This is a genomic window from Streptomyces sp. AK08-02, assembly GCF_033795085.1.
GTDB lineage: Bacteria > Actinomycetota > Actinomycetes > Streptomycetales > Streptomycetaceae > Streptomyces > Streptomyces echiniscabiei.
This window is the reverse complement of record NZ_JARAZV010000018.1, coordinates 75,846-91,836: the sequence shown is the minus strand read 5'-3', so window position 1 is coordinate 91,836 and position 15,991 is coordinate 75,846. Positions and strand designations below refer to the sequence as shown.

Sequence of the window (15,991 nt, the reverse complement as noted above, 5' to 3'; positions counted from 1 at the left end):
GGATGCGGTGGCTCACCTCGTCGCTCCCTTCATGAAGCCGTTGTAGATGAACCTCTGCAGCGACAGGAAAGCGATCAGGGTCGGCAGGATGACCAGGACCGCGCCCGCCGAGATCGTCTCCCAGTGGGCCGCGAAGGGGCCCTTGAAGCGGAAAAGCGACGTCGAAATCACGCCAAGATCCTCGGACGGCATATAGAGGAAGGGGATGTAGAAGTCGTTGTAGACCGTGATCCCCTTCACGATCACCACCGTGGCGATCGCCGGCTTGAGCAGCGGGAAGATGATCTTCCGGTAGATCGTGAAGGCGTTGGCTCCGTCGAGGCGGGCCGACTCGTCCAGGGAGATCGGGATCGACCGGACGAACTGCAGAAAGATGTAGATCGACACGATGTCCGTGCCCATGTAGAGGGCTATCGGCGCCCAGAGGGTGTCGAACATGCCGAAGCTGTTGACGATCTGGAACGTCGCCACCTGGGTCGTGACACCGGGCACCAGGGTCGCCACCAGGAAGAGGGCGATCACCAGCTTCCGGAAGCGGAACGTGAAGCGGTCGATCGCGTACGCCGTCATCGAGCCGATGAGGACGGTCCCCGAGACGGCGAACACCAGGACGATCGCCGTGTTGGCGAAGGCGGACAGCATCTCGCCGTCCTGGAACGCCGTCACGTAGTTGTGGAAGTTCAGCAGGTCGCCCGGCAGCGAGAGCGCCCCGCTGTCGTCCGCCATTTCCCGCTCGGTCTTGAGCGAGGTCAGGACGATCACGCCCAGCGGCAGCAGGACGACCACCGACGCGAGGACCAGGGACAGGTACACGAACGTACGGGCGACCACTCGGCGCGTCATACGAGATCCACCCTGTCGTCCGGAACGAGCCGCCGCTGCACCCAGGTCGCGGCCAGCACGATCAACAGCAGTACGACGGCAGCCGCCGAGGCGAGCCCCGTCTTGTTGAACTGGAACGCCAGCTTTACCGTCTGGATCACGAACGTCTCGGTGCCGGTCGCTCCGCCCGTCATGATGTACGGGATCTCGAAGACCGACAGCGAGCCCGAGATCGACAGGATCACGGTCAGGCTCAGCACCGGTTTGATGCCCGGCGCGATGATGTAGCGGAACTGGTGCCAGCGGTTCGCCCCGTCGAGTTCGGCGGCCTCGTACAACTCCCCCGGGACGGACTGGATCGCGCCCAGGAACAGGACGAAGTTCAGGCCCGTGTAGCGCCAGACCGAGACGCCGGCGAGCGAGGTGTTCGCCGACGTCGGTGTACCCAGCCAGGCGTGGTCCGTGTGGACGCCGAACAGGCTCAGCACCGAGTCGAGGGTGCCCCCGTCCTGGAAGAAGTAGAGGAACACGAAGCCGATCGCGACCCCGTTGATCAGGTACGGGAAGAACAGCACGCCCTTGAAGAAGTTCTGGAAACGGACGTTGAAGCTGAGGATCGTCGCGAAGTAGAGCGCGGCGACGATCTGGAGCGCGGAGGCGGCCAGGTAGTAGCCGCTGACGAAGAACACCTCGAACAGCTCGGGGCGCGTGAGGAGTTCGGTGTAGTTCTCGGCTCCCGTGTAGTGCAGTTCGGGGCTGACGCCGTCCCAGTCGGTGAAGCTGTACGCGACCATGTTGACGATCGGCGCGTAGGTGAAGGTCAGCAGCAGGGCGAGCGGGGCGATCAGGAACAGCCAGGGGGTCACGCCCCGCCACAGGCGTGCCCTGCGCGGGGGTGGTCCGGGTGTGGTGGTGGCGGTGCCGGGCGGGGGCGGTGGTTCCTTCCGCCGCGCCGCCCTTCGCCCCGCCAGGCCGGCCTCGGTGGTGTCCGTCACCGCGTCCCCACGGACCGCTGTGCCTCGGTCCAGCGCTTGCCGAGGTCCCCGAGGAAGTCGTCGAGACTGCCCTTGCGGGCGCCGCGGGCCAGGTCGACGAGATCCTGACGGTAGTCGGGGGCGTAGATGCCGACCTCCGACTCGGAGTCGATCAGCTTGAGCCGCGCTCCTTCGGAGTCGTCGACCTCGATGAACTTCACACCCGCTTCCTCGTACGGCCGCAGCACCTCGGGCAGCGGCGCGTCCTTCAGCGGGGAGATGGAGAGGTTGTCCTCCGCGTAGCCGGACTTGTCGGTGAACCAGTCGATCCAGGCGCGGGCCGCCTCCTTGTGCTTGCTGTGGACATTGACGCCCTGGTTGTAGTCGGGCCCCACCACCGCACAGAACTTTCCGCCCACCTGAGTCGGAAAGGGCATGAACCCGATGTCGGCGGGGTCGACGCCCGCCTTCTTGGCAGCGTCCTGGAACTGGACGATCGCCCAGGTGCCGAGCCACTGTGTGGCGATCTGCCCCTTCGCCATCCTGGGCTTGGACGCCTCCCAGTTGGTGGTCGTCGGGTCCTTCTCGGCGAGACCCTCGTGCACGATGTCGTACAGCAGGGTGTCGCCGACGCGCAGGTCCGCGCCCTTCGCCCACGGGTCGCTCTCGACCAGTTTCGTGGTCGCCCCCGTGTCGCAGCCGACCGATCCGTTGACGGACGTCCAGGAAGTGAGCGGCCACTGGGCCGCGAAGTTGGTGTAGTACGGGTCCGCGTCCGTCTTTGACTTGATCGCCTTCAGCGCGGTGAGGAACTCGGCGGGAGTGGTGGGCCAGTCGGTGATCCCGGCCTTCTGCCAGACCTTCTTGTTGTAGAGGAACCCCGGGGCCACCCCGACCGGGCTCTGGCCGTAGACCTTGCCGTCGACGGTGGTGAAGTCGGTGAAGCGGTACTTCCTGGCGCGCTCCGCCTGGGTGCCGAGCGAGGCGAAGAACTTCGGGTAGTCGCTCTTCTTGATCACCGCGGGGATCAGCAGGACATCGCCGTAGTTCTCCGTGTTCATACGGATCTTGACTTCGGCCTCGTAGTTGGTGAGCCCCTCGAACTCGACCTTGACCTTCGGATAGATCTTCCGGAAGTCGTCGGCGTACTTCTTCAGCGTGCCGTCCTGCACCAGGTCGGTCCGTACGGTGAGGACCTTGATGGTTCCACTCACTTTTGACGGATCGTCAGGCGCCTTCGCGTCGGCGCCCTTCGAGGTTCCCCCGGCTCCGGTGCACGCGGAGAGCAGCAGGCCGGCGGTGAGGAGTACGGGAATCGTGCGGCGGTTCATGTGCATCAGCTCCGTTCGGGACGGACGAGCACTACTGGGTTGGCTGATTCGGCACTCTGACACCATCTACTGAACCGGTAAAGTCTCTATTTCGCCAAGGGTGCCACCATGTTCTCCGCGCCTGACCCACGTGGAGATGGAACGGTTTAGGGAGTGTGCATGCTGGAGGCCACACCGCTCACCGAAGGCTGGACCGTACGGTACGAGGGGGGCGAACTGCCTGCCGTTGTCCCTGGTTGTGTACACACCGACCTGCTGGCGGCCGGGGTGATTCCGGACCCCTTCATCGGCCGGAACGAGGCAGAGGTCGCGTGGGTGGGGCGCCGGGAGTGGACGTACGAGACCCGCCTCGCGGCCGCTTCGGCGCAGGAGCAGACCGATCTCGTCTTCGACGGGCTCGACACCGCCGCCGAGATCCGGCTGGACGGTCAACTCCTGGGCCGAGTACGGAACATGCACCGCTCGTACCGCTTCGACGTGACGGGGATGACCGGGCTGCTGTCCGTCCGGTTCGCCTCCGCCTACGCCGAGGCCGAGGCCGTGCGGGAGCGGCTGGGCGAGCGGCCCGGCGCCTATGCCGAGCCCTACCAGTACATCCGGAAGATGGCCTGCTCGTTCGGCTGGGACTGGGGTCCGACCCTGGTCACCGCCGGCATCTGGCGGCCGGCACGCCTGGAGCACTGGTCGACGGCCCGGATCGCCCGGGTGCGCCCCGAGGTGACGGTCGACGAACACGGCGTGGGGCAAGTCGAGTTGGCGGTCGATGTCGAACGCACCCGAGTGGAGGCCGGGCTGATACTGGAGGCCCGGGTGAGCGGTGGCGGCCCGGTCGGTGGCGGTGAGGTCCTGGCGCGGGGCGAGGTCGACGGGACCAGCGGTGCCGTGCGGCTGGAAGTGCCGGACGTGGAGCTGTGGTGGCCACGCGAATACGGACAACAGGTGCTGTACGACGTCGAGCTGACGCTCCGTCATGGCGAGGTCCGGCTGGACGGCTGGCGGCGGCGGGTAGGGTTCCGGACCGTCGAACTCGACACCTCCCCCGACGCCCACGGGACGGGGTTCACCCTGGTCGTCAACGGGGAGCGGCTGTTCGCGCGGGGCGTCAACTGGATCCCGGACGACGTGTTCCCGTCCCGGATCACTCCGCGGCGGTACCGGGAGCGGCTCGCGCAGGCGGCCGGCGCCGGTGTGGACCTCGTCCGTGTGTGGGGCGGCGGGATCTACGAGAGCGAGGACTTCTACGACGTCTGCGACGAGTTGGGACTCCTGGTCTGGCAGGACTTCCCGTTCGCGTGCGCCGCCTATCCCGAGGAGCAACCGCTGCGCGGTGAGGTGGAGGCGGAGGCCCGGGAGAACGTCGTAAGGCTGATGCCGCATCCCTCGCTCGTGCTGTGGAACGGCAACAACGAGAACCTGTGGGGCTTCCGGGACTGGGATTGGGAGCAGCGGCTGGCCGGGGAGTCATGGGGCGAGGGGTACTACCTGGGCGTACTACCGCGTGTGGTGGCCGAGTTGGACCCCACGCGGCCCTATACGGCGGGCAGTCCCTGGTCCGGGTCCTGGGAGCGGCATCCGAACGATCCGGCGCACGGTACGCATCACTCGTGGGAGGTGTGGAACCGCGAGGACTATGCCGACTACCGGCTCGAAGTCCCGCGATTCGTGGCCGAGTTCGGATGGCAGGCACCGGCCGCGTACGCCACGATGCGGCGGGCCCTGCCGGGCGAGCGGCTCGACTCCGACTCCCCCGGCATGCTGCACCACCAGAAGGCGGACGACGGGAACGGCAAGCTGGAGCGCGGTCTCGCCCGGCATTTCCCCCTGCCGAAGGGGGACTTCGACCGATGGCACTACCTCACCCAGGTCAACCAGGCCCGTGCCGTCGCCGCCGGGATCGAGCACTGGCGGGCGCACTGGCCCGTGTGCGCCGGGACGATCGTGTGGCAGCTCAACGACTGCTGGCCGGTGACGTCCTGGGCGGCGATCGACGGGGACGGGCGGGAGAAGCCGCTCTACCACGAGCTCCGGCGACTGTACGCGGACCGGCTGCTCAGCCTTCAAGTGCACGGCGGGGAACTGGTGTTGGCCATCATCAACCAGGGGGCGGAGCGGTGGACCGGGACCGTTGAGCTGCGCCGGGCGTTCGTGGACGGGGACACGGACGGAATCGGCGAGTCGGTACGGATCCCGTTCACGGCGGAGCGGCGGGCTGTCACCGAAGTGCGGGTGCCGGGGGCGGTCGTGCCGGTGGGGGCCAAGGAGTTCCTGGTCGCGGGCGTCGAGAGAGCAGGGAGCGCAGGGAGCGCAGAGGGAGGATCGGAGGTGGCGGGGGCCGGCGAGGAGGGGCTGCGGGCGTTGTACTTTCCCGTCCCCGACCGTGAAATCCCCTATCCCCGGCCCGAGTTCGACGTGCGCGTCACCCCGGGGGCGGTCACGGTGACGGCTCGTACCCTCGTACGGGATCTGCTGCTGCAGGCGGACCGGCTGGACCCTGGAGCGCGGGCCGATCGTGGGCTGGTGACCCTGCTGCCCGGGGAACAGGTGACCATCGGGGTGCGCGGCTGGGAGACTCCGGATGCCGAGACCGCCCGATCGGCCCTGTACTGCGTGGAGCCCGCCAGATGACGGCATCGCCGACCCCCCGCGTCACCATCAAGGACGTCGCCGCGCGCGCGGGCGTGTCCAAGGGGGCCGTGTCCCTCGCGTTCAACCACAAGCCGGGACTCGCCGAGGCGACCCGGGACCGGATCTTCACCGCCGCCCGCGAGCTGGGCTGGGAGCCGAACCTCACCGCGCGGTCGCTGGCCGGGTCCCGGGTGGACGTGGTGGGGCTGGCGATCTGCCGGCCGGCCCGGCTGCTCGGGCTGGAACCGTTCTACATGGACTTCATCTCGGGCGTGGAGAGCGTCCTGACCGAGCGTTCGTGCTCGCTGCTGCTCAGGCTCGTCCGGAACCTGGAGGAGGAGGTCGGGCTTCAGGAGTCCTGGTGGCGGGGGCGGCTGATCGGCGGGGCGATCCTGGTCGACCTGAGGGCAGACGATCCCCGGGTGCCGGCCGTCGAGCGGCTCGGGATGCCCGCGGTCGCGGTAGGGCATCCGTCGTTCACCGGGAGCCTCACCTCCGTGTGGACCGACGACGCCACGGCCGTGACGGAGGCGGTGCGGTATCTGGCGGCGCTCGGGCATCGGCGGATCGCCCGGGTGGGGGGTGCGGCGGCACTCGGGCACACGAACATCCGTACGGCGGCTTTCGACGAGGCGGCGCGGGGGCTCGAGCTGGCCGGGGCGTGGCAGGTCTCGACCGACTACTCCGGCGACGCGGGGGCGCGGGCCACCCGGTCGCTGCTGTCCGCCTCGGCGGCGGACCGGCCCACGGCGATCCTGTACGACAACGACATCATGGCCGTGGCGAGCCTGTCCGTGGCCGCCGAGATGGGCCTGAGCGTGCCGGGTGACGTGTCACTGCTGGCCTGGGACGACTCACAGCTGTGCCGGTTGACGAGGCCCACACTGTCGGCGATGAGCCACGATGTGCACGGGTTCGGGGCGGATGTCGCGCGGACGTTGTTCGAGGTGATCGGCGGAGGCGGGGGCGGGTCCCATCCGGTGGCTACGCCTGTGCTCACCCCCCGGGGGTCCACCGCTCCGCCCAAGGGGTAAGGGGCTTCTCCTGCAGTGCGGATGCCGGTCCGTTGTGGCTGGTCGCGCAGTTCCCCGCGCCCCTGGGGTGGGCGTATGTAACCGGCGGTAACATGGCGGGGCCGTGTGACCTTCGCCGCTCTCGAACTCAGGGGTGTGCAGTACGGTTACTCGTAAGTAGCATAGGGCTGAGCGCCCGCTCAGCGGTTGCGTATCGCAGCAGTGCCGTCCCGCACCTTTGGAGGAGAGCCATCGTGCCTCGTACCGTCAGGGATGTCGTCTTCGTCGACGGCGTCCGCACCCCGTTCGGCAAGGCGGGCCCGAAGGGCATCTACCACGAGACCCGCGCCGACGACCTCGTCGTGAAGGCGATCCGGGAGCTGCTGCGCCGCAACCCGGGTCTCGACCCGAAGAAGATCGACGAGGTCGCCATCGCCGCGACCACGCAGATCGGTGACCAGGGACTCACGCTCGGCCGCACCGCCGGAATCCTCGCCGGTCTGCCGCAGTCCGTGCCCGGCTACTCCATCGACCGTATGTGTGCCGGTGCGCTGACCGCCGTCACCGCGACCGCCGGTTCGATCGCCTTCGGCGCCTACGACGCCGTCATCGCCGGTGGCGTCGAGCACATGGGCCGTCACCCCATGGGCGAGGGCGTCGACCCGAACCCGCGGTTCGTGAGCGAGAAGCTCGTCGACGAGTCGGCCCTGTTCATGGGCATGACCGCCGAGAACCTGCACGACCGCTACCCGCACATCACCAAGCTGCGCGCCGACGAGTACGCCGTGCGCTCGCAGGAGAAGGCCGCCAAGGCGTACGCCAACGGCAAGATCCAGCAGGACCTGGTGCCGATCTCGGTGCGCAACACGAACGACCAGGTCGGCGAGACCGGCTGGGGCCTCGTGACCGCCGACGAGCCGATGCGCCCGGGGACCACCCTGGAGAACCTCAGCGGGCTCAAGACGCCGTTCCGTGTCCACGGGCGGGTCACCGCCGGCAACGCGGCCGGTCTGAACGACGGCGCCACCGCGTCGATCATCGCGTCCGAGGACTTCGCGCGCGAGAACAACCTGCCTGTCAAGATGCGGCTCGTGTCGTACGCGTTCGTCGGTGTCGAGCCCGAGGTCATGGGCTACGGGCCGATCCCCGCGACCGAGAAGGCCCTCGCCAAGGCCGGCCTCGGCATCGGTGACATCGGTCTGTTCGAGATCAACGAGGCCTTCGCCATCCAGGTCCTCGCGTTCCTCGACCACTACGGCATCGCGGACGACGACGCGCGTGTCAACCAGTACGGCGGTGCCATCGCCTTCGGTCACCCGCTGGCCTCGTCGGGTGTGCGTCTGATGACGCAGCTCGCCCGTCAGTTCGAGGAGCAGCCGGAGGTCCGCTACGGCCTCACCACCATGTGCGTCGGCTTCGGCATGGGCGCCACGGTCATCTGGGAGAACCCGCACCACAAGGACGCCGGAGGCGACAAGTGAGCACCACCGAACTCCTCAAGGGCGCGGCCGAGCTGTTCCCCGACGAGGTCGTGACCTCGGCGCACGTACGCCACCTCGACCTGCCGTTCGGCGCCGGACGCTTCGCGCTGATCACCCTCGACAACGGCTTCGACCACACCAAGCCGACCACCTTCGGCCCGGCCTCGCTGGCGAACCTGAGCATCGCCATCGACCAGGTCGAGAAGGAGGCGTCGGCCGGCGAGATCGTCGGTGTCGGCATCACCGGCAAGCCGTTCATCTTCGCGGTCGGCGCGGACCTCAAGGGTGTGGAGCTCCTCAAGAACCACACCGACGCGCTCGCCATCGGCAAGGGCGGCCACGAGGTCTTCAAGCGCCTCGCCACTCTCGCGGTCCCGACCTTCGGCTACTACAACGGTGCCGCCATGGGCGGTGGCGTCGAGGTCGGTCTGCACTGCGAGTACCGGACGGTGTCGAAGTCCATCGCGGCCTTCTCCCTCCCCGAGGTCTTCCTCGGCCTGGTCCCGGGCTGGGGCGGCTGCACGCTCCTGCCGAACCTCATCGGCGCGGACCGCGCGGTGAGCGTGATCATCGAGAACTCGCTCAACCAGAACAAGCAGCTCAAGGGCCAGCAGGTCCTCGACCTGGGCATCGCCGACGCGCTGTTCGAGGGCGCGGACTTCCTGGAGCAGTCGCTGATCTGGACGGCTTCCGTCGTCAAGGGTGACATCAAGGTCGAGCGTCCGGCCATCGACCGCGGCGAGGCCTGGGACCAGGCGGTCGCCAAGGGCCGCTTCATCGCGGACAGCAAGGTGCACGGTGCGGCTCCGGCCGCCTACCGCGCCCTCGACATCATCGCCGCGGCCAAGAACGGCGACCTCCAGCAGGGGTACGACGCCGAGGACGTGGCTCTCGCCGACCTGATCATGGGCGGCGAGCTCCGGTCCGGTATCTACGCGTTCAACCTCGTGCAGAAGCGCGGCAAGCGTCCGGCGGGTGCGCCGGACAAGTCGCTGGCGCGTCCGGTGACGAAGGTTGGCGTGGTGGGCGCCGGCCTCATGGCCTCGCAGCTCGCGCTGCTCTTCCTGCGCCGTCTCGAAGTGCCGGTCGTGCTGACCGACATCGACCAGGAGCGCGTCGACAAGGGTGTGGGCTACGTCCACGCCGAGATCGACAAGCTGCTCGGCAAGGGCCGTGTCAACCAGGACAAGGCCAACCGCCTCAAGGCCCTGGTCACCGGTGTCCTGGACAAGGCGGAGGGCTTCTCCGACGCCGACTTCATCATCGAGGCCGTCTTCGAGGAGATCGGCGTCAAGCAGCAGGTGTTCGCGGAGGTCGAGGCGGTCGCCCCGGCGCACGCGATCCTCGCCACCAACACCTCGTCGCTGTCCGTCACCGAGATGGCGTCGAAGCTGAAGAACCCCGAGCGGGTCGTGGGCTTCCACTTCTTCAACCCGGTCGCGATCCTGCCGCTCCTGGAGATCGTGCGCGGCGAACAGACGGACGACGCCTCACTCGCCACGGCGTTCGGTGTCGCCAAGAAGCTGAAGAAGACCGCGGTGCTCGTGAAGGACGCCCCGGCGTTCGTCGTAAACCGTATCCTTACCCGCTTCATGGGCGAGATCCAGAACGTGATCGACGAGGGCACGCCGGTCGAGGTCGCGGAGAAGGCGGTCGAGCCGCTGGGTCTGCCGATGTCGCCGCTGGTGCTGCTTGAGCTGGTCGGTCCGGCGATCGGTCTGCATGTCTCCGAGACCCTCAACCGGGCGTTCCCGGACCGCTTCACGGTCTCCCCGAACCTCGCCGCCGTCGTCAAGGCCGGCAAGCGCGGCTTCTACGTGTACGACAGCGGGAAGCCCGAGCTGGACCCCGAGGTCGCCGCGCTGCTCAAGCAGGGGGATGTCGTCCTGAGCGCGGAGCAGGTGCGGGACCGGGTGCTGGACGCGGTCGCGCAGGAGATCGGGCTCATGCTCGACGAGGGGGTCGTGGCCGAGGCGCAGGACATCGACCTGTGTCTGATCACCGGTGCGGGGTGGCCGTTCCACCTGGGTGGGGTCACGCCCTACCTGGACCGTGAGGGTGTCTCCGAGCGGGTGAACGGGAAGCGGTTCCTGGAGGCTGGGGTGGCTTCCGTCCCGGCGTAGCCGGTTCGTTGTCATCGACGAGTGCCCTGTACGCCGTGGTGCGTGCGGGGCACTCGTTTCTTCGCCCCCGCCGCCCCTACCCGTCCCATCCTCGGGGGCGCTGCCCCCGAACCCCCGCTCCTCAAACTCCCCCAGAGGGGGGACCCCCAAGGGGCTGAAACCCAGCCCGTCCGGCGTTTGAGGACGAGGCCCCTTCAGGGCCGAAGCGGGGGTCTGGGGGCGGCAGCCCCCAGGGATGGGACGGGTAGGGGCGGCGGGGGCGAGGGAAACGCCTCTACACCGCCTCCCACGCCTCCAGCGCGAGCCCCGGCTCCCGCTTGCGGCGGGCCACCCTCAGCTCTTCACCGCCGAGGGCAACCGTCGCCGCGACCACCCTCCCGCTCGCGTCCTCCGTCAGCGACACCCGTGCGTCCAGGGGGAGTTGGGGGCCCGACTCGGTCCACCAGGCTCCCGCCGACTCCTGCTCCGTCGGATACGCGGCGAACGCCACCCGGCCGCTCGCCGAGCGCTGCGCGAGCAACGTGCAGTCGACCTCGTCCAGGGTGCAGCGGATCACCGACACCGGTCCGGGACCGGCCCCGGGGAGCAGTTCGACCGGCTCGCTGCCCGACCGCCAGGCGCACACCGTGTCCGACTCGTCCGTGTAGAACAGCGTCACGTGCTCGTCCGACGTGACCAGCGCCCGCAGACTGCCCTGACGGGCCGTCGCCTTCAGCGGGGCCTCGTCGAGTTCCGGGATCCAGCCGGGTCCGCCCTGCGTCCAGCGCAGGATGCCGTGGGGCGAGTTGCCGTACAGCTCGACGCGTCCGGACGTACGCGTGACGGCCGTCAACTGCTCTTCCACGTCCTCACCCTTGAGGTCGCGCCAGGGGCCCCAGCCGCCGCGCTCCTTCTGGCCTCGCATGCTGACCCCGCCCACGGCGTTCCGTACGAAGACATGGGCACGGCCCTCCGCGTCCACGGCGACCGCCGGTACGCCGGTCCAGTCGCCCTTCTGGTTCGGGTGGCCGAGCGGCGTCCAGTCGAGGGCCGCGAGGGCGGGCCGGAAGTGCGTGGTGTGGATCACACCCGCCTCGCCCTTCACGGTGGGCCGCCATGTCGCCAAGTGGGCGTACTCGTCGGCGCCTTGGCCGACGCCGAGCATGGGATGCACGCGCTGGTCGCCGCCGATGCGCCGGGGCGCGAGCCAGGGCCCGCCGGGCCGGGACTCCGCGCGGCAGACGATCCCGTCTCCCACGGCGTCGTACGTGCTCAGCCGGCCGTCGCGACCCCGTATGAGCCAGTCACCGTTGACCGACTCGGGACGGCCCGCGGCCGTGGTAGCGGAAGGAGGAACAATGGGCACTGGACTACTTTAGTGTGCTCTTACCTTTGGCGCGCCCCCCGCCCCCTCATCCGGTACCCCTGATTCCGGTCCCCCGCGTGCGACCCTGATCCTCATGGATGTCCCACTGCTCGTGATCGTCGACGCCGCGAATGTGGTCGGCTCGGTTCCCGACGGCTGGTGGCGGGACCGGCGCGGGGCGGCGGAGCGGCTGCGGGACCGGCTGGTGGCGTACGCCGAGGGCGGGTTGCCGGAGCGGGCGGGACCCGTGGAGATCGTCCTGGTGGTCGAGGGAGCGGCCCGTGGGGTCGCTTCGGTGCCGGGCGTACGGGTGGAGTCGGCGTCCGGCAGCGGGGACGACCGGATGGTCGAGCTGGTCGCCGAGTTCGCGGACCGGGAGCGTCTGGTCGTCACCGCTGATCGTGAACTACGGCGCAGGGTCACGGAGTTGGGCGCCGAGGTCGCCGGGCCCCGTACGGTACGGAAGGACTAACCCGTCGTACCGTACGGAAACCGATCATCAACTCCGTTGAACGTGCCGGTCAGTTGGTGTCCGCTGTCGCCTCCTGCTGACGTCCGAGGCGGCTGTGGGAGCGGCCGTACAGGAAGTACACGAGGAAGCCGATCGCCATCCATACGCCGAACCGGAGCCAGGTCTCGGCGGGCAGGTTCAGCATCAGCCAGAGCGAGGCGAGCACCGACAGGATCGGGATGAACGGCACCCACGGGGTCCGGAAGGCCCGGGGCAGGTCGGGGCGGGACCTGCGGAGGATGACCACGCCGATCGCGACGACCACGAAGGCGAACAGCGTGCCGATGTTCACCAGTTCGGCGAGCTCACTCAGTGGGGTGAAGCCGGCCACGATCGCGATGATCACGCCCAGCAGGATGGTCGGCCGGTGCGGGGTCCTGAACCGGGGGTGGACGTGGGAGAAGAAGGTGGGCAGGAGTCCGTCGCGGCTCATCGCGAAGAAGACGCGGGTCTGGCCGAGGAGAAGGATCATGCAGACGGTCGTGAGGCCCACGGCGGCGCCGAAGCTGATGAAGCCCGCGAACCACGGGTGCCCGGTGGCCTTGAAGGCGTCGGCGAGCGGCGCGGTCACCGACAGGTCGGTGTAGTGCTGCATGCCGGTCACCACGATCGACACCGCGACATAGAGGGTGGTGCAGATGATCAGGGAGCCGATGATGCCCCTGGGCATGTCCCGTTGCGGGTTCCTGGTCTCCTCGGCGGCCGTGGCCACCACGTCGAAGCCGATGAAGGCGAAGAACACGACGGAGGCCGCCGTGAAGATGCCCATCACACCGAAGTTGGAGGGCGCCCAGCCGAACATCAGCTGGATGAGCGGCGATTGGAGGCCGTCACCGGCCGTCACCTCCTGCGCCTTCGGGATGAACGGGTCGTAGTTGTCGCTCTTGACGAAGAAGGCGCCCGCGATGATCACCACGAGGACGACGGTCACCTTGATGGCGACGACGATCGAGGTGACGCGCGCGGAGAGCTTCGTGCCGAGCACGAGAATGCCGGTCAGCGCCAGGACCAGTGCGGCGGCGAGGATGTCGAAGCCGAAGCCGTCGGCCCCGTCCCGGCCGCTGAGCGCCTCCGGCAGATGCCAGCCGGCGTTGTCGAGGAGCGAGGTGATGTACCCGGACCAGCCGACGGCCACCACCGCCGTACCGAGCGCGAACTCCAGCACCAGGTCCCAGCCGATGATCCAGGCGGGCAGTTCACCGAGCGAGGCGTACGAGAACGTGTACGCGGACCCGGCCACCGGGACCGTGGAGGCGAACTCGGCGTAGCAGAGCGCCGCGAGGGCACAGACGACCCCGGCGACCGCGAAGGCCAGGGCGACGGCGGGGCCGGCGTTGTTCTTGGCGACCGTGCCGGTGAGGACGAAGATGCCGGTGCCGATGATGACACCGACGCCGAAGACCGTCAGATCCAGCGCGGACAGGGATTTCTTGAGCGCGTGCTCCGGTTCCTCGGTGTCACGGATGGACTGTTCGACCTTCTTCGTTCTGAAGAGGGTGCTGCTCACGGGTGTACCTCCCACGCTGTGTCGTCCCGGCCATGATCGGGAGAGGGCGTGGAGCGCCTGCCCCGGCGCGCGGAGGTTCACTCCAATAGGGGGTGCATTCACCCCGAGGTCGTGAGCGCGGTACGCCGATGGGCCGGTCCCACCACCGTGAGGAGTGGGGAAACCGGCCCATCGGGACTCAGCGGCGGGTCAGTCGCGGGCGGGTTCCACGGAGTCGACCTCGGACTGCTCGAACCGTCCGTCGATCCTGGACACCAGTCCGGTGACCTGACGGGCGATGTCCGGTGCCGTCAGGCCGATCTCGGCCATGACCTCGGCCCGGGAGGCGTGGTCGAGGAACCGCGGCGGGATGCCGAAGTCGCGCAGCGGTACGTCGACCCCCGCGTCCCGCAGGGCCTGAGCGACGGCCGAACCGACGCCGCCCACCCGGGAGTTGTCCTCGACGGTGACGACCACGCGGTGCCGCTCGGCGAGCGGCGCCATGGCCTCGTCGACCGGCTTGACCCAGCGCGGGTCGACGACGGTGGTGGAGATGCCCTGCTGGTCGAGGAGGGTCGCGATCTCCAGGCACATGGGGGCGAGGGCGCCCACGGAGACCAGGAGCACGTCCGGGGTGTCCGTCCCCGGCTCGCGCAGCACGTCCATGCCGCCCACGCGTCCCACGGCGGGTACGGCGGGGCCGACGGCGCCCTTCGAGAAGCGGACGACGGTCGGCGCGTCGTCGACCTGGACGGCCTCGCGGAGCTGGGCACGGACCTGGTCGGCGTCGCGCGGGGCGGCGAGCCTCAGGCCCGGTACGACCTGGAGGATCGACATGTCCCACATACCGTTGTGGGAGGCCCCGTCGGTGCCGGTGACGCCGGCCCGGTCGAGGACGAACGTCACACCGCACTTGTGCAGTGCCACGTCCATCAGGACCTGGTCGAAGGCGCGGTTCAGGAAGGTGGCGTACACCGCGAACACGGGGTGCACTCCCCCGGCGGCGAGCCCGGCCGCCGAGACGGCGCCGTGCTGCTCGGCGATGCCGACGTCGTAGATCCGGTCCGGGAAGGCGTCCGCGAACTTCTTCAGGCCGACGGGCTGGAGCATCGCGGCCGTGATGGCGACGATGTCCTCGCGCTCCTGGCCGAGTTTCACCATCTCGTCGCCGAAGACGGAGGTCCAGTCGGCGCCGGACGCCTTGATCGGCAGGCCGGTGTCGGGGTGGATGGGGCCGATGCCGTGGAACCGGTCGGCCTCGTCCTGCAGGGCGGGCTGGTAGCCGCGGCCCTTCTCGGTGAGGCAGTGCACGATGACCGGGCCGCCGAAGCGCTTGGCGCGGGCCAGCGCGGACTCCAGGGCCTCGATGTCGTGGCCGTCGATCGGGCCGACGTACTTGAGGCCCAGGTCCTCGAACATGCCCTGCGGGGCGATGAAGTCCTTGAGGCCCTTCTTGGCGCCGTGCAGGGTCTCGTACAGCGGTCTGCCGACGACCGGGGTCCGCTCCAGCAGATCCTTGCCCTTGGCGAGGAACCGCTCGTAGCCGTCCGTCGTACGCAGGGTGGCCAGGTGGTTGGCGAGGCCGCCGATGGTGGGAGCGTACGAACGTTCGTTGTCGTTGACGACGATGACGAGGGGGCGGTCCTTGGCGTCGGCGATGTTGTTCAGCGCCTCCCAGGCCATCCCGCCGGTGAGCGCGCCGTCACCGATGACGGCGACCACGTGGTGGTCGTCGCGGCCCAGCACCTGGTTCGACTTCGCGATGCCGTCGGCCCAGCCGAGGACCGTCGAGGCGTGCGAGTTCTCGATGACGTCGTGCTCTGACTCGGCCTGTGAGGGGTAGCCCGACAGGCCGCCCTTCATCTTCAGCCGGGAGAAGTCCTGGCGGCCGGTGAGCAGCTTGTGGACGTAGGACTGGTGGCCCGTGTCCCAGAGCACCTTGTCCTTCGGCGACTCGAAGACCCGGTGCAGGGCGATGGTGAGCTCGACGACACCGAGGTTGGGGCCGAGGTGGCCGCCGGTCTTGGAGACCGCGTCGACGAGGAAGGTCCGGATCTCCTCGGCCAGCTGGTCGAGCTGTTCCAGGCTGAGCCGGTCAAGATCGCGCGGTCCCTTGATGCGGGTCAGCAGCGGCACCCGTGCCTCCTTGCAGTAGAGCTGATCGAGCTTTCGCCGGGCGTGTCGAGTCTAGTGTTCCGCCTTCGCGACCGACGCCCGGCCTCTGCGTGATACGTCACGCGATCGGCCGTACCCAACAGTTGTGCCCGGCATCGCCATACG

Annotated in this window: 11 protein-coding genes; 5 read left to right on the top strand and 6 right to left on the bottom strand. The window is 68.9% G+C overall.

Annotated elements, in window-relative coordinates:
- Positions 1–12 precede the first annotated feature (12 nt).
- From PV734_RS33885 to PV734_RS33875, 3 genes are read right to left on the bottom strand one after another with little or no spacing between them, the layout of a single operon-like run.
- The gene (locus tag PV734_RS33885) at positions 13–843 is read right to left on the bottom strand and encodes a carbohydrate ABC transporter permease (protein WP_319095919.1); all 831 of its coding nucleotides are present in this window, start codon (positions 841–843) and stop codon (positions 13–15) included.
- Positions 840–1,817 (bottom strand): carbohydrate ABC transporter permease, encoded by a 978-nt coding sequence (locus tag PV734_RS33880; RefSeq protein ID WP_415924309.1) that lies wholly within the window; start codon positions 1,815–1,817, stop codon positions 840–842. The genes PV734_RS33885 and PV734_RS33880 overlap by 4 nt, the downstream gene beginning before the upstream one ends.
- Positions 1,814–3,127 (bottom strand): ABC transporter substrate-binding protein, encoded by a 1,314-nt coding sequence (locus PV734_RS33875; protein WP_319095920.1) that lies wholly within the window; start codon positions 3,125–3,127, stop codon positions 1,814–1,816. The genes PV734_RS33880 and PV734_RS33875 overlap by 4 nt, the downstream gene beginning before the upstream one ends.
- Positions 3,128–3,286: 159 nt before the next feature.
- Here PV734_RS33875 and PV734_RS33870 point away from each other — a divergent pair, with 159 nt between their 5' ends.
- From PV734_RS33870 to PV734_RS33855, 4 genes are all read left to right on the top strand, one after another.
- Entirely contained in the window at positions 3,287–5,752 is a 2,466-nt protein-coding gene (locus PV734_RS33870) for a glycosyl hydrolase 2 galactose-binding domain-containing protein (RefSeq protein ID WP_319293396.1), read from the top strand.
- Positions 5,749–6,786, top strand: coding sequence for a LacI family DNA-binding transcriptional regulator (locus tag PV734_RS33865; RefSeq protein ID WP_319095922.1), 1,038 nt, complete (start codon positions 5,749–5,751; stop codon positions 6,784–6,786). The genes PV734_RS33870 and PV734_RS33865 overlap by 4 nt, the downstream gene beginning before the upstream one ends.
- A 233-nt stretch (positions 6,787–7,019) precedes the next feature.
- Positions 7,020–8,246: an acetyl-CoA C-acyltransferase gene (locus tag PV734_RS33860; protein ID WP_319095923.1), complete on the top strand. Its 1,227-nt coding sequence runs from the start codon at positions 7,020–7,022 to the stop codon at positions 8,244–8,246.
- Entirely contained in the window at positions 8,243–10,369 is a 2,127-nt protein-coding gene (locus tag PV734_RS33855) for a 3-hydroxyacyl-CoA dehydrogenase NAD-binding domain-containing protein (RefSeq protein ID WP_319095924.1), read from the top strand. Before PV734_RS33860 ends, PV734_RS33855 begins: the two co-directional genes overlap by 4 nt.
- A 274-nt stretch (positions 10,370–10,643) precedes the next feature.
- On the opposite strand, the gene PV734_RS33850 is transcribed toward PV734_RS33855, so the two are convergent.
- Complete coding sequence (locus PV734_RS33850) at positions 10,644–11,714, bottom strand: hypothetical protein (RefSeq protein ID WP_319293395.1); 1,071 nt, start codon at positions 11,712–11,714, stop codon at positions 10,644–10,646.
- 94 nt (positions 11,715–11,808) lie between these two features.
- On the opposite strand from PV734_RS33850, the gene PV734_RS33845 reads away from it, so the two are divergent.
- The gene (locus tag PV734_RS33845) at positions 11,809–12,186 is read left to right on the top strand and encodes an NTP pyrophosphohydrolase (RefSeq protein ID WP_319095927.1); all 378 of its coding nucleotides are present in this window, start codon (positions 11,809–11,811) and stop codon (positions 12,184–12,186) included.
- A 49-nt stretch (positions 12,187–12,235) separates the two neighbouring features.
- On the opposite strand, the gene PV734_RS33840 is transcribed toward PV734_RS33845, so the two are convergent.
- Both PV734_RS33840 and dxs read right to left on the bottom strand, forming a co-directional pair.
- The gene (locus PV734_RS33840) at positions 12,236–13,732 is read right to left on the bottom strand and encodes an amino acid permease (RefSeq protein WP_319095928.1); all 1,497 of its coding nucleotides are present in this window, start codon (positions 13,730–13,732) and stop codon (positions 12,236–12,238) included.
- Positions 13,733–13,921: 189 nt separating this feature from the next.
- Positions 13,922–15,847 carry a 1-deoxy-D-xylulose-5-phosphate synthase gene (gene dxs / locus PV734_RS33835; protein ID WP_319095929.1) on the bottom strand — a complete coding sequence of 642 codons (1,926 nt, stop codon included), beginning with the start codon at positions 15,845–15,847 and terminating at the stop codon, positions 13,922–13,924.
- Positions 15,848–15,991: the final 144 nt, after the last annotated feature.